General features: G+C 31.9%; 13 protein-coding genes. 6 read left to right on the top strand and 7 right to left on the bottom strand.

The genetic code is table 11. The annotated features are described in order from the left end of the window. Positions 1–208: 208 nt before the first annotated feature. The 3 genes from SOJ_RS01080 to SOJ_RS01070 all read left to right on the top strand — a co-directional run bounded on the left by SOJ_RS01080 (position 209) and on the right by SOJ_RS01070 (position 4,678). Positions 209–769 carry a helix-turn-helix domain-containing protein gene (locus tag SOJ_RS01080; RefSeq protein ID WP_002506207.1) on the top strand — a complete coding sequence of 187 codons (561 nt, stop codon included), beginning with the start codon at positions 209–211 and terminating at the stop codon, positions 767–769. A gap of 526 nt (positions 770–1,295) precedes the next feature. Continuing rightward, on the top strand, positions 1,296–2,729 hold the full coding sequence (locus tag SOJ_RS01075) for an MFS transporter (RefSeq protein ID WP_002506206.1): 1,434 nt from the start codon (positions 1,296–1,298) through the stop codon (positions 2,727–2,729). A 14-nt stretch (positions 2,730–2,743) separates the two neighbouring features. After that, positions 2,744–4,678, top strand: coding sequence for a right-handed parallel beta-helix repeat-containing protein (locus SOJ_RS01070; protein WP_002506205.1), 1,935 nt, complete (start codon positions 2,744–2,746; stop codon positions 4,676–4,678). A gap of 189 nt (positions 4,679–4,867) precedes the next feature. Here the strand turns inward: SOJ_RS01070 and SOJ_RS01065 are convergent, their stop codons facing one another. Genes SOJ_RS01065 through SOJ_RS01055 form a run of 4 tightly spaced genes read right to left on the bottom strand, consistent with a single transcriptional unit; the run spans position 4,868 to position 7,576 of the window. Then, complete coding sequence (locus SOJ_RS01065) at positions 4,868–5,188, bottom strand: CDP-glycerol glycerophosphotransferase family protein (protein ID WP_037539352.1); 321 nt, start codon at positions 5,186–5,188, stop codon at positions 4,868–4,870. 12 nt (positions 5,189–5,200) lie between these two features. Continuing rightward, a complete protein-coding gene (locus tag SOJ_RS14130) occupies positions 5,201–5,341 on the bottom strand; it encodes a FeoB-associated Cys-rich membrane protein (RefSeq protein WP_002506203.1) in 141 nt (46 codons plus the stop codon). A gap of 12 nt (positions 5,342–5,353) precedes the next feature. Beyond that, positions 5,354–7,348 (bottom strand): ferrous iron transport protein B, encoded by a 1,995-nt coding sequence (gene feoB / locus SOJ_RS01060; RefSeq protein ID WP_002506202.1) that lies wholly within the window; start codon positions 7,346–7,348, stop codon positions 5,354–5,356. 9 nt (positions 7,349–7,357) lie between these two features. Next, a complete protein-coding gene (locus tag SOJ_RS01055) occupies positions 7,358–7,576 on the bottom strand; it encodes a FeoA family protein (RefSeq protein ID WP_002506201.1) in 219 nt (72 codons plus the stop codon). Between the two features lie 417 nt (positions 7,577–7,993). Between SOJ_RS01055 and SOJ_RS01050 the strand changes: the two genes are divergently transcribed. Next, positions 7,994–8,290 carry a hypothetical protein gene (locus SOJ_RS01050; RefSeq protein WP_002506200.1) on the top strand — a complete coding sequence of 99 codons (297 nt, stop codon included), beginning with the start codon at positions 7,994–7,996 and terminating at the stop codon, positions 8,288–8,290. 515 nt (positions 8,291–8,805) lie between these two features. On the opposite strand, the gene SOJ_RS01045 is transcribed toward SOJ_RS01050, so the two are convergent. Continuing rightward, positions 8,806–9,639 carry an aldo/keto reductase gene (locus SOJ_RS01045; protein WP_002506199.1) on the bottom strand — a complete coding sequence of 278 codons (834 nt, stop codon included), beginning with the start codon at positions 9,637–9,639 and terminating at the stop codon, positions 8,806–8,808. A 265-nt stretch (positions 9,640–9,904) separates the two neighbouring features. Beyond that, a complete protein-coding gene (locus SOJ_RS14320) occupies positions 9,905–10,003 on the bottom strand; it encodes a type I toxin-antitoxin system Fst family toxin (protein WP_021339314.1) in 99 nt (32 codons plus the stop codon). A 257-nt stretch (positions 10,004–10,260) separates the two neighbouring features. On the opposite strand from SOJ_RS14320, the gene SOJ_RS01040 reads away from it, so the two are divergent. Beyond that, positions 10,261–11,682 (top strand): APC family permease, encoded by a 1,422-nt coding sequence (locus SOJ_RS01040; protein ID WP_002506198.1) that lies wholly within the window; start codon positions 10,261–10,263, stop codon positions 11,680–11,682. Positions 11,683–11,839: 157 nt separating this feature from the next. On the opposite strand, the gene SOJ_RS01035 is transcribed toward SOJ_RS01040, so the two are convergent. Beyond that, positions 11,840–12,763 (bottom strand): SMP-30/gluconolactonase/LRE family protein, encoded by a 924-nt coding sequence (locus SOJ_RS01035; protein WP_002506197.1) that lies wholly within the window; start codon positions 12,761–12,763, stop codon positions 11,840–11,842. 529 nt (positions 12,764–13,292) lie between these two features. Between SOJ_RS01035 and SOJ_RS01030 the strand changes: the two genes are divergently transcribed. After that, positions 13,293–13,550, top strand: coding sequence for an autorepressor SdpR family transcription factor (locus SOJ_RS01030; protein ID WP_002506195.1), 258 nt, complete (start codon positions 13,293–13,295; stop codon positions 13,548–13,550). Positions 13,551–13,555: the final 5 nt, after the last annotated feature.

The raw sequence follows: 13,555 nt of genomic DNA, 5'->3' as shown, positions 1-13,555 counted from the left end.
ATGATAGTTAGTTAGTCTTTAGGGAGCGGAATACGGAATCAGATTTTGATTTCTATCTCGCTCCCTTTGTACTGTCTAAAGGTAGTCTTAAAAACATTGATATCATAGGTGTAAAAGCATTTTGACAATTGAAAAGGTGCATATGTCAAAGAACTTTGGTAGTCTAATAATGATTTCCATATTAATCTCAAGTCAAAGGAGCATGACAATGAATTTAGGTTCTCAAATTAAGTATTTCAGACAGCGTGATTATTTATCTCAAGAAGATTTAGCAGAGAAATTATATGTTTCACGACAAACAATTTCTAATTGGGAGAATGATAAGAGTTATCCAGATGTTCATAATTTACTTATGCTTAGTTCATTGTTTGATGTTTCTTTAGACGATTTAGTCAAAGGAGACGTGGAGATTATGGAACAGAAATTAAAGCAAACGAACTTTAACTTGTGGTCACATTTAATGGTGTGGCCGATGTTATTAGCAGCGATTTTATTTGGTCCAGCAATTTATTATTGGGGAACGATTGGCATAGTCATTGAGGTTGTGCTATTTATTATTGCGATGTACGCTTCTATCAAAGTAGATTTAATTAAGAAGTCTAATAATATGCAAACTTACGATCGAATCGTAGCTTTTATGAAGGGTGAAGATCCTAATGAGGTTAATACTACAAAACTAAGAAATACCCTAACATTTATATATACCTTCGTATTAACCGTAGGCGGTTTTTTAATCATTATGTTATTAAGTATGTATTTTTTTAAATAAAAAATATAGTAAAAGCATCTTTCAAATTTTGAGAGATGCTTTTTTATGTAAACGGGACTGAATGAACTTTTTAGTGTTTTTATAACTTCCATTAAGAATTATCGCAATAAAGATTTGAATGACCAGTTTAGTAGTAATCAACTCCCTACAATTTAATAAATATATTTGTAGATTATGTACATAATGAAATACCTTAAAAATCAAGATACATGCATGCTTATCGGTATTCATTTCAAAAAAGTATCATTAATATCAAGGAAATTTTTACATTTAAATTGCATTTGATTTAAAAGAGTAAAAAACTACCTTAATGTAAGAAAGCGTTTACAAATAATAAATAAGGTGATATATTAACGTTAATTTGGTTAGTTAAATTAACAAACCAACTAAAATAAGGGGGAATTGCTAAAAGTTAACGCGTAAAAATAACTATACATATTACTGGTTTGGACATTCTAATTTATGAATAGTTGTTTTGTTAATCATCTATGAGCAGACATACATTAAAAATTAATGGGGTGGGGTTATGTCCGATAGTTATGATTCTAAACAAAGTGATAAGAATGAACGATTAGGAATGCCAGAGAAACTTACTTTTGGTATCGGGGATTTTGGAGCAAATTATAGTTGGACCTTTATTGCATCTTTTATAATAATTTATATGACTGATGTAGTGGGAATTGCTGGTGCTGTTATCGGTACTATCATTCTAATTTGTCGATTTGCAGATGGTTTTTCGGATTTGTTTATGGGAAGTATTATTGACAATACAAATACAAAGATGGGCAAGGCCAAGCCATGGGTATTTTGGACTGCTCCTATATTAGTTATTTTAACAATTTTATTATTTAACGTGCCACAATCACTTGGAGATACTGGAAAAATCACTTATATATTCGTAGTATACTCCTTGATATCAGTCGTTTTTTACACTGCTAATAACGTTGCGTATTCTTCACTTGTGTCGTTTATGACAAAGAATGAAACTGACCGTGTTTCATTGGGAAGTATTCGTTTTATTTTTGCTAACTTAAGTGTGTTGTGTATTACGACATTTACCACATTTTTAGTTAATGGATTTGGTGGTGGTCAACAAGGTTGGACGGTTACATCTATTATTTACGGCGCATTATGTGCTATACCATTAATGATTGCAGGATATTTTGTAACAGAAAGAAACGTTGCGACTAAGAAATATGACCACGTTGATAAAAAAGATGTCAAAAAACAAAAAAAACGCATACCTTTTACATTAATTATAAAAACATTAATAACAGAAAAATACTTTCTTATTACTATTGTTTTATATTTACTATGGTATTTACGTCAAACAGATAATAGCATGAGAATATATTATGCTACGTATATTTTTAACGATGAAAATGTTATGGCACTTTTAAGTTTTTCTACTTTAATCCCAACAATTTTAGGTTTACTTCTTGCAGCTAAATTTTCAGAAAAGGTTGGAATTAAGAAAAGTATCATTATTGGTTTAGTAATATCAATTATTTCTTATATCATTATGAGTTTGTTCTCGGAAAACTTAACTATGTTAGTTATAGGTTTAGTTATAAATGGTATAGGAATCGTACCATTTACTGCTGCACTAAGTGGTATTGTTGCAGATATTGGCGATATTATATATTGGAAAACAGGAGTTCCAGTACAAGGCTCAGTGTTTAGTTTGGCTAGTGCTGGGATGAAAATCGGATCCGGTCTACAGTCAGCTATTGTAGGGTGGTCATTGTCTATCGGTGGTTATGTCGCAGGAGCTTCAATACAATCTGAAAGTACTATTTTTGCCATAAAATCGATGCAAATATACTTTCCGTTTTTAATGGTTACACTAATAATGATTGTCACATTCTTTTTAAATTATGAAAAATTCATAGGTAAAGTTAAGGACCAAATAAGAAATAATGAAGTGGGAGAATTGAGAAATAAACAAATATATAAATAAGCGGAGGTTATATTATGTCAAAAAAATTATATGTAGCTAAAACAGGATCAGATTTTGCTAAAGGGTCTGAGGATGAGCCATTATTAACAATTAACAAAGCGGCTTCGCTTGCGTTACCAGGGGATACTGTAATCGTTCATGAAGGCGTATATAGAGAAGAAATAAACGACATAAATTCAGGATTAAGCGAGTCTCGCAGAATTACATTTGAAAGTGCAAAAAATGAAAAAGTTACTATAAAAGGCTCTGAAGAAATAAACGATTGGCATCTTGTAGAAGGAAATATATGGAAAGTAGAAGTGCCTAATCAATTATTCAAAACATTTAATCCGTTTTCAGTGAAATTATTTGGTGATTGGCTTGAGGTTGATAATAACCAGACTTTAGGGCAAGTATATTTAAATGGTTATGCACTATTTGAAGTAAGTACTTTTGAGAGATTGAAAAATCCACAAAAAATCGAAAAAGTATTTGATCATTGGACTGAAAAAGAAGTTGATTTTGATTACGCTGATTTATCGACATTTTTATGGTATGCGGAAGTAAATGAAAATAGTACTACAATTTACGCTAATTTTCAAAACAATAATCCAAATGAAGAATTAATAGAAATAAACGTCAGAGAACATGTATTTTCGCCAAATCAAACACATACTAATTATATAACGATTCGTAATTTTGAATTAGCGCATGCTGCAACACAATGGTCTCCACCTACAGCTAAACAAACTGGTTTGATTGATACGAATTGGAGTAAAAAATGGATCGTAGAAAATAATTATATACATGATTCAATGTGTAGTGGTGTTTCAATTGGTAAAGAGATATCTACCGGACAAAACTTTAGTTCAATTAGAAAAGATAAACCTGGCTATCAATACCAAATAGAAACAGTTTTTAGTGCTGTTAACGCTGATTGGAATAAAGAAACAATAGGATCACACATTATTAGAAATAATAAAATTAGCGATTGTGGACAAAATGCTATTGTGGGACATTTAGGGTGCGCTTTTAGTGAAATATATAATAACCACATCTTTAATATTGGTAATAGAAGAGCGTTTTTCGGATATGAAATTGCCGGTATTAAACTACATGCGGCTTTAGATACACAAGTTTATAATAATTACGTTCATAACTGCTCTTTAGGTATGTGGTTTGATTGGCAAACTCAAGGAACAAGAATTAGTAAAAATATATTTAATGAAAATACAAGGGATCTTTTTGTAGAAGTGACAAGCGGACCTTATCTCGTCGATAATAATATATTAACTGCTGATTACGCTTTAGATAATCATGCACAAGGTGGTGCTTACGTTAATAATATTATTAACGGTGAAATGGTTCATAGATTGATGCTAGATAGATCAACGCCTTATCATGTGCCACATAGTACATTAGTCGCTGGATTTGCTCCAGTCTATGGAGGAGACGATAGATTCTACAATAATATATTTATAGGGAAAAATGCTGTAAATAATATTGGAACGGAACTGTATAATGGTTATACAACATCTTTAGAAGAATATAAGTATTTGGTCTCTCAAGAAGAAGGAGATCACCAAGCGTATCATAAAATAAAACAACCTGTTTTTATTAACAATAATGCTTATTTCAATAAAGCCAAACACTTTGAAAAAGAAGAAAATAATTTAATAGATGAGAACTTTAATCCTGCATTATCTTTAGAAGAAGAATCAGAAGGTTTATATCTTAACATTTCATTACCACCATCATTTTTTGAAATTAAAGGAGAAACCCAATCAAGTGATACTTTACCTAAAGTAAGACTAGTAGATGCAGACTTTGAAAGTCAGAACGAAATGCCAATCAGTATTAATACTGATTTAGTAGAAAATATGAGAACGGATACTACACTGTTAGGACCAATTGAAAGTTTACAAGCTGGTGAAAACAAAGTGTTAATTTGGAAACGTGCTGAAATTTAAGAATATCTAAAGGACTAAGTCATTATGATACAGATAAAACGCACAAGATAATTAAAGTACTCTATCTTTAATAAATGTGATACGACCACAATTTGAAGCCCCCCTAAAATCTAAATTTTAGGGGGGTTTTTCATTTATTTGAAACATTGTTAGCTCAGAGGCTGACTATTTTAATTTTGGTTTTTAAGTTTATGAAAAGACTTCTTTTAATATCTTTTTGCTGGTATCATGCTTATCTTTTGTCATAAGTCTGTTAATCAATTTAGAATATTGGATGTTTTTAATGTTCTTCAATTGATTTGCTAATTGTCTTTCATCAGACGGTACTTCAGGGAAATCACCTAATTCAAATATATCAAAGTAAAAACCAACATCATTTTGATAATTTTTATCATCTTCTTGAAGTAAAAATATAGGTTTACTTAAGTGAGCGTAATCAAATATTGTCGATGAATAATCTGTAATCATTGCATCAGCTATAATATAAAGTTCTTTAATTCGTAATTTCAATTTAGTTCACTGTTATTCTTTTGTATTACAACCATTTTTTGAACCGCATGAACTGCATTTTCCTTCTTTGGATTTTTTCATAAATTTAGTTAATGTAAATATAGTGTAGCCAAAAATTGCTGAAAATATAACGATGTTAATGATAATCGACATAAAATCACATCATTAAATAAAAAATTGGCAAACTTGGTAGAAGATGAATGTCAGTACATAGGCAGCAATTAAAGGGTAGGCTACTGCGAATATGGTCCATTTTAAAGAATAGGTTTCCTTGCGAATGGTTGCTACAGTCGATAAGCAAGGGATGTACAATAGGATAAATATCATAAATGCATAGGCTGATAATGACGTAAATTGATCTTGAACGATGTTTACTAATCCGTCTTCATCTGAAGCGTAAATAATAGCCGTCGAACTAACTATGACTTCTTTAGCTAAGAATCCTGGAATAAGTGTCGCACCTGCTTGCCAAGTTCCGAATCCTAACGGTGCAACTAAAACTGCAAAGAAACTTCCGATAGAATGTAAAAAGCTGTCGTTTACATCTACATTGAAACCACTTGGTCCTGTATAATTTAATAGCCAAATAACGACTGAACCTGCAAAGATGAATGTTCCTGCTTTTTTAACAAATCCTTTTGCTTTTTCCCAGGTACTTCTCCAAAGTGTTTTGATAGAAGGTAAACGATATGTTGGTAATTCAACGATAAATACTGAATCATCATTTTTTAATACAGTTTTAGTCAGTAAGACACTTGTTAATAATGCGATGACAATACCAAGTACATAAAGACTTAACACAATGAGCGCTTGATTTTGCTCGAAGAAAACACCAACAAATAATGCATATACAGGTAGCCTTGCAGAACATGACATAAATGGTGCAATTAAAATTGTTGTAAGACGTTCTTTCTCACTTTCAATACTACGTGCAGCCATAATACTAGGCACGTTACATCCGAAACCAATAATCATAGGAATAAAGGATTTACCGCTTAAGCCAAAGGTTTCCATAATTCTATCCATCAATATAGCTATACGTGCCATGTAGCCTGAATCTTCGAGTAAAGAAATAAAGAAGAAAAGTACGATAATTTGAGGGACGAATACTAATACACCCCCAACACCTGCGATAACTCCGTCAGTAATTAAGTCCTGTAAGAAAGCTACAACACCAAGGTTGTCCATGGCTGACTTAACTGTTTCGGTAAATGTACCACCAAGAAATTCATCAAGCTGATCAGATAATGGTGTACCAACCCATGTAAATGTAATGTGGAATATGAGCCACATTATGCCTAAGAAGATAGGGATACCTAATATTCTATGTGTTAGCAATTTATCTATACGATTAGAAAGATATTGTTGTTCTTCATCAGGATATTCAATCACACCGTCTAATAATTGAGCTATGTAGTCGCTACGTTTACGTTGTACTAATTCACGAATAGAACAGTCTAGTAAATCAGATAATGTTTCACGTAATGGGATGATTTTTTCTAACACGGTTTTATCGAGTAATTCATGAATTTTAGGATTATCTAAAAGGAATTGTATAGCGATAAATCTGAAAAGCTGTTTATCGAAAGAAGTATGTTCAGATAAATATTTTTCAATACGAGATATTGTATCTTCTAATTTATCGCCATAATTTATTTTCAAAGGTCTAGATTTTGATAATGAATGGTCTTTAAGCGAATGTAATAAATGAGTCGTGCCTTTACCACTTCTAGCTATGATAGGTAATAAAGGTAGTTTTAATTTTTTCATTAGAGCAGTTTGATTAATACGAATACCACGTTTTGTGGCTACATCTATCATATTTAAGCCGATAATAATGGGTGCACCTAATTCCATTAATTGAACTGTTAATTGTAAATTTCGTTTGAGTTGGCTTGCATCTATGATATTAATCATACCTGAGAACTCATTGTTTAATAAATAGTCGGTTACTACAGTTTCATCTTTAGAAATAGGTGATAGTTCGTATATACCAGGTAAATCTATAAGGCTACCAGCATTCTCTTTTAGACGGCCGACCTTCTTCTCAACGGTAACACCGCTCCAGTTGCCTACATATTCGTAAGTGCCAGTTAACGCATTAAATAATGAGGTCTTACCTACATTAGGATTTCCTAGGATACAATAGCTATTATTCATGTGCTTCCTCTAAAAAATATGACATGCATCACAACCACGTATACTTAAACACTGATCATTAACTTCTAAAATACAAGGTCCTTTAAATAAACATTTTTGCTTAATTTTCACATCTGTCCCGTAATTTAAACCTAACGCATTTAAACGTTGTAACATATGCTGATTTTTGATGTTTAGCTCTTTAATTTTATAACGCTTTTCCAAAGTCGCTGTCTCGATATTTAGCATAGTCATCACTCTTTCTTAATTGTAAATAATAATCGTTTTCAATTATACAACTTAGTTTTGTACTATAAAAGAGTTTTAGAGTTTAATTTTGTGGACATTTTGTTAAAAAATATTGCAATGTTCATAGATTTCAATAAACTTATAATAAAATTTATCAGAAATATATATTAACCTTGAATTTAGGGTATAGATAAGTGAGCAAAAACATTGTATATTTACACTTAAGGTATTACACTCGAATCAAACTTGAAATGAAGCGGTCCAGTTTTTTAGATATTTTGATTCGTAAATATAGTTTTTAATACATAAAAATAAAGACACCAAGACGATTTGTATTCAATCCAATCAGTAGTAATATGTAAATAGTTTATAGGCATTAAGGATTTGTAAAATGCGCATAATGTAGGAGGGATTCAAATGGTTATTCGTGAAAATAAACGTATCAAAGTCAAAAGATTAAATGAAACACGTTCTAGCGGTATTTCTGTGATGATTGAGGAAGGCGGACTGGGAGCCGATCAATATTATCAAATAGAAAAGCAAAACACGGAAACTTCAGAAGAGCATTTACACCAATTTGAAAATGAAGTTCGTGAAAAGAGTGACATTGAACTTATAGATTTATTAGTTGTAAATGCAAAAGAAAATACCAATACGGATTATAATGAAGCGTTGCAAATAATTCAAGAAGAGATACTGGACCGCATGAAATAGTGATTAAAGTCATACAATTGAATAATAAAATGAGCATATGAAGGCTATTGATAGGGAGTAATTAGAACTATATCAGTAGCCTTTTTAGTATGATAGGCTGTCTAAAGTACGTCTATAATGTTAAAAATGATGAGAAATATCAATGAGAACATAAAAAAGGAACGGGAAAACGAAATCAAAAGTTGAAATTTGATTTCGTTTTCCTATTCCCATAAGACTGACTAGATATCAGACTGCTACTGTGTAATTGTTAGGTGGTACTTTTTTGTGCGTGCTTTCCAGCAGCACAGCTTTAGCGTGTAGTCTTCGGCTGATGCTTTCTCCACAGGAGTCGGTCTAAATCACTAACATTTTTATAACAATGAACAAATCAATTAAAAATATAAGGCTTGCCTCCTACGAAATATAGGAGACAAACCTTTAAAATTATATACTAACCCAAAGTACAGCTTTTTAGTTCTGTACACATTTGATTTGTCTATGTTCTGTTATAGCATAATATATTTGTATTTTTGTTAACCATTTAATTCTAATGGATTAGGTCCAATTCTCTTATTTTCATTTAATGCATCAATACGTTCCATTTGATTAGCTGTTAATGAGAAATCAAAGATATTAATGTTTTCTTCTATTCTATGAGGTGTAATTGATTTAGGAATCGTTACGACACCATGTTCTATATTCCATCTAATAACAACTTGTGCTGGAGATTTTCCAATTTCTGCTGCAATCGCATTGATTGTTTCATCTGTTAAAATCTCCGCGTTCATTAGTGGAGACCATGACTCCATGTATATAGATTCAGTATCTAGGTAAGTTCTTAATTCTTGTTGTGTAAAGTAGGGATGAAATTCGACTTGATTGATGACAGGTTTAATAGAAGTTTGTGATTTTAACACTTCTAAATGCTCAATATTGAAGTTACTTACACCAATATTTTTAACTTTTCCTGATTCATATAAAGCTTCCATCCCTTTCCAAGTTTCAATCATGACAGACTCATCTGTACCCGGCCAATGAATAAGATAAAGATCTAAGTAGTCTAGACCTAAGTTATCTATAGAAGTTTGGTACCCTTGTTCTACATTGTCTTTGCCAAAGCTATCAAACCAAAGTTTTGATGTAATAAACAAATCTTCTCTTCGAATATCGGCTGCAGCCATACCTTCTTGTATACCACGGCCCACCATTTCTTCATTTCCGTAAACTAATGCGGCATCAATACTGCGATAGCCGTTAATAATTGCATGCTTCACTGCATCTTTTGCAGTGTCATCATTTTCTACTCTAAAAACACCTAAACCAAGTTGAGGCATAGTATTACCATTATGAAAATCAATATATTGCATAGTTGTTCTCCCTTTTCTGTTTTTGATTTAAAATTATTTTCAAATAATGTTTATATTAATTATATTACCGTTGATTGATTAGAAATGTAAGTACGCACTTTAAAGTAACCTAGGTATCTATTTTATGAATAATCATATTTTCAATTGATTTTTTAAATCGATGTGATTATAATATAGGTATAAAAAATATGACCATTTAGTTCACCAAGCCCTCACTATTCGCTATAATAGTGAGGGCTTTTTATGGTGTGGCTTACGCTATCGCCTATTGTTTTTCGCCACGATTACGAAGCCATTGCGTAAACATGGCAATGATGCAACCACTGATGATTGTGGCTAAGACATTTATAAAAAATATGCCCATTCAGCTCATATCCTCTCAACGTCTAAATTGACGCCTGAGAGATAGGCGACATCCATATTATATAATAGAAAGTCGACGCTTTTATCATATGTTTGAGTTTGTCACTTTATCTTCAAATATTTCCTCAATTATACAAATTAAAACGAATATCATTCTCAATTTATTTAATTTCTTCTTAAAACAACATGTACATTGTATTAGAAAATCATTATACTTAAAAACATGTTTATTTTTAAAACAACAAGGAGTTAGACAAAATGAGTATCATTAAAAGAGTATTTCGGAAAGAAGATTTATCCCGTTATCAAAATAAAGATTCAAATTTAGAACGTACACTTCGTGTGAGAGACTTTTTAGCATTAGGTGTCGGAACGATTGTATCGACTGCTATTTTCACACTACCAGGTGTTGTTGCTGCAGATCATACAGGACCTGCTGTAACACTGTCATTTTTAGTATCAGCTATAGTAGCGGCACTCATAGCTTTCGTATATGCAGAGATGGCTTCAGTGATGCCATTTGCAGGTTCGGCTTATACTTGGATTAGTATATTATTCGGCGAGTTTTTTGGTTGGATAGTAGGGTGGGCGCTCATTGCAGAGTATATTATTGCAGTTTCTTTTGTAGCGTCAGGCTTTTCAGCCAATTTAAGAGGGCTTTTAGACCCCTTCGATATATCATTGCCAAACGCTTTATCCAATTCACTTGGAACTAACGGTGGCATAATGGATATTATTGCAGCAATTGTAATTATTATCACAGCACTCTTGTTAGCGAGAGGTGCATCAGAAACAGCACGCGTACAAAATATACTTGTTGTGTTAAAAATATTAGCGATTTTCTTATTTCTTATTGTAGGTTTATCTGTTATTAATCTTGGAAACTACATACCGTTTATTCCTGAATATAAAGAAACAGCAGCAGGTGCCTTTGGTGGTTGGCAAGGTATATACGCAGGGAGTTCAGTTATTTTCATTGCTTATATCGGTTTTGATTCTATTGCAGCCAATTCCGGAGAAGCAATTAACCCACAGAAAACAATGCCTCGAGGTATCTTAGGGTCACTACTTATTGCAGTTGGATTATTTGTTGCTGTATCACTCGTGTTAGTAGGTATGTTTGATTACTCAGCATACAAAGATAACGCAGAACCAGTAGGTTGGGCATTACGTATGAGTGGACACGGCACAGTTGCTGTTATCGTACAGGCTGTCTCAGTTATAGGTATGTTTACGGCACTTATTGGTATGATGCTTGCGGGTTCACGTTTGCTTTATTCATTTGGCCGTGATGGCATTCTTCCGGCTTGGATAGGCAAGTTAAATACCAAGAATCAACCTAACCGTTCTTTAGTCATATTAACAATTGTCGCAGTCGTTATCGGATCTGTATTTCCATTTGGATTTTTAGCGGAATTGATTTCGGCAGGTGCGCTCGTCGCATTCATGTTTGTGACAATTGGAATTTATGCATTACGCAAAAGAGAAGGTAAAGATTTACCAGAACCAGCATTTAAATTACCATTTTATCCTGTTATGCCGATATTTATTTTTATCTGTGTATTTGCAGTGTTTTGGGGATTAAGCGGACAAGCTAAATTCTATACATTGATTTGGTTTATTATTGGTATTGTATATTATTTATTTTATGCCATTAAGATGAATGGTCAGCAGAAATAGATAGCTAATTATTGGTAAATGTGTAAATACGTATTATACCTTTAGGCTTTATAAAATACATGAAAATCCCTTTCACTAGTAGCTAAAGTGAAGGGGATTTTATCAGTTTTTGATAGCATATCCTAAATTATGTTGGTGAAATAAACTGCAATACTTTCTAAGTTGTTCTGAATATATTCGTTTTATATCCACCAACTTCTAAATCGACTGAGAACATGTGGCCTGCCATGGGTTCTTGGTATTTTTCATAATCATTTAATGGTGCCAATGCCGTAGTCATAAATAAAGTTTTTAAATTTTCTCCACCGAATGCACAAGATGTAACGGTAGAAGTTGGTAAAGTAATACTGTCTATCCATTTTTTCTGGAAAGGGTCAATTTTTGCTACTACGCCGCCTTTGAATAAAGCAACATACAACATGCCTTGTTGATCAATTGTCATGCCGTCGGGTAAGCCATCTGATTCTTTAAAAGTATAAACAGTCTCTTCATTTGAAATTTGACCGGTTTTCGAATCATAATTAAATTGACTCACGGATTGGTTAGCAGAATCGATATAATACATAATATTTCGAACAGGGTCCCAATCAAGCCCATTAGAAAGTGTTACTTTCTCTTTTGCTGTTTCAATATTAGAAAAATCCTTTTCTACGCGATAAAGCCTAGCGATTTGTCCATGAAATTCAGTTTGAGTGCTATCTTGGCTTTCTTTAAACAATCTAAAATCATCATTAACTGTACCTGCCCAAAGTCTACCTAGAGGGTCACACTTAGCATCGTTTAAAAGTATTTTGTTATTTAAATCCATTGGTTTGAAAATCTCTTTTAACGTTTCTTCTTCTAAATTATACAGATAAAATCCATCTTTCATAATCACTATAAGTTCATTTTGTGAGTATTTTGCAAGTGACATTGGAGATTTTTCGAGTTGGTAAAAAGTATATTGATTAGTTTGAGGATAATATGCGCGAATTTTATTCTCTACATTATCTATCCAAAATAAACTTTGATTTTCATCGTCCCATAAAGGACCTTCTGCAAAAGTTGATTGTACACTTTCTTGTAGTAATTTGGCTTGCATGATGTTCCTCCTAATTTTTTCTATAAAAGTGTCTTATAGGAAAAGCACCTTATAGTAAACAGATTGTTGATAAATGAAATTACCTAAAAGGTTTCTAATCTCATACTATCAATATTTAATCTTGAATTACCAATATTGCTAAGTAGCACATAGCAAAGTTGTTTATAATTTAATTAATAAAGGTAAAGAAAGCATAGTTAAGCGTACTTTGATTTTCTAAAAGGTGGATTGTGAATTTATATGACCAATAAAGACAAAAAAAGAAAATTTGATAAAGAAGATAAATTTAGTATTATAACTATTATTCTAGATATATTACTTTCAATAATTAGAGGCTTAATCACTGTGATAAAAAATATATTTTCATAACAACATTCGATCAAAAGCGCTTAACAGTTTATACTCTGTTAAGCGCTTTTGATATATTTCTATTCATTTAATTAAAGATGCTATTTGACAATGTGAAAATTAAAATATATCATTTAAGTATATACTTAAATGATTAAATGAAAGGCTGAAGGTGGGATTTATGAGAGACGTTTTCAAAGCGTTATCAGATAAAACTAGAAGAGATATTTTGGAAATGCTTAAAGATAACAAATTAACAGCAAGTGAAATTGCGAATCACTTTGATATGAGTCAAGCAAGTGTGTCACAGCATTTAAAAGTATTGAAGTTTAACGATTTAGTCTATACAGAAAGGCAAGGAAAGTATATTTATTATCACTTGAATTTATCCGTTTTTGAGGAAGTTATTAAATGGATTGTTCAATTTAATAAAGAATAAATAGG

It is taken from the genome of Staphylococcus sp. OJ82 (assembly GCF_000294465.1).
Taxonomy (GTDB): Bacteria; Bacillota; Bacilli; order Staphylococcales; family Staphylococcaceae; genus Staphylococcus; species Staphylococcus equorum.
This window is presented reverse-complemented; position numbering and strand designations above follow the sequence as displayed.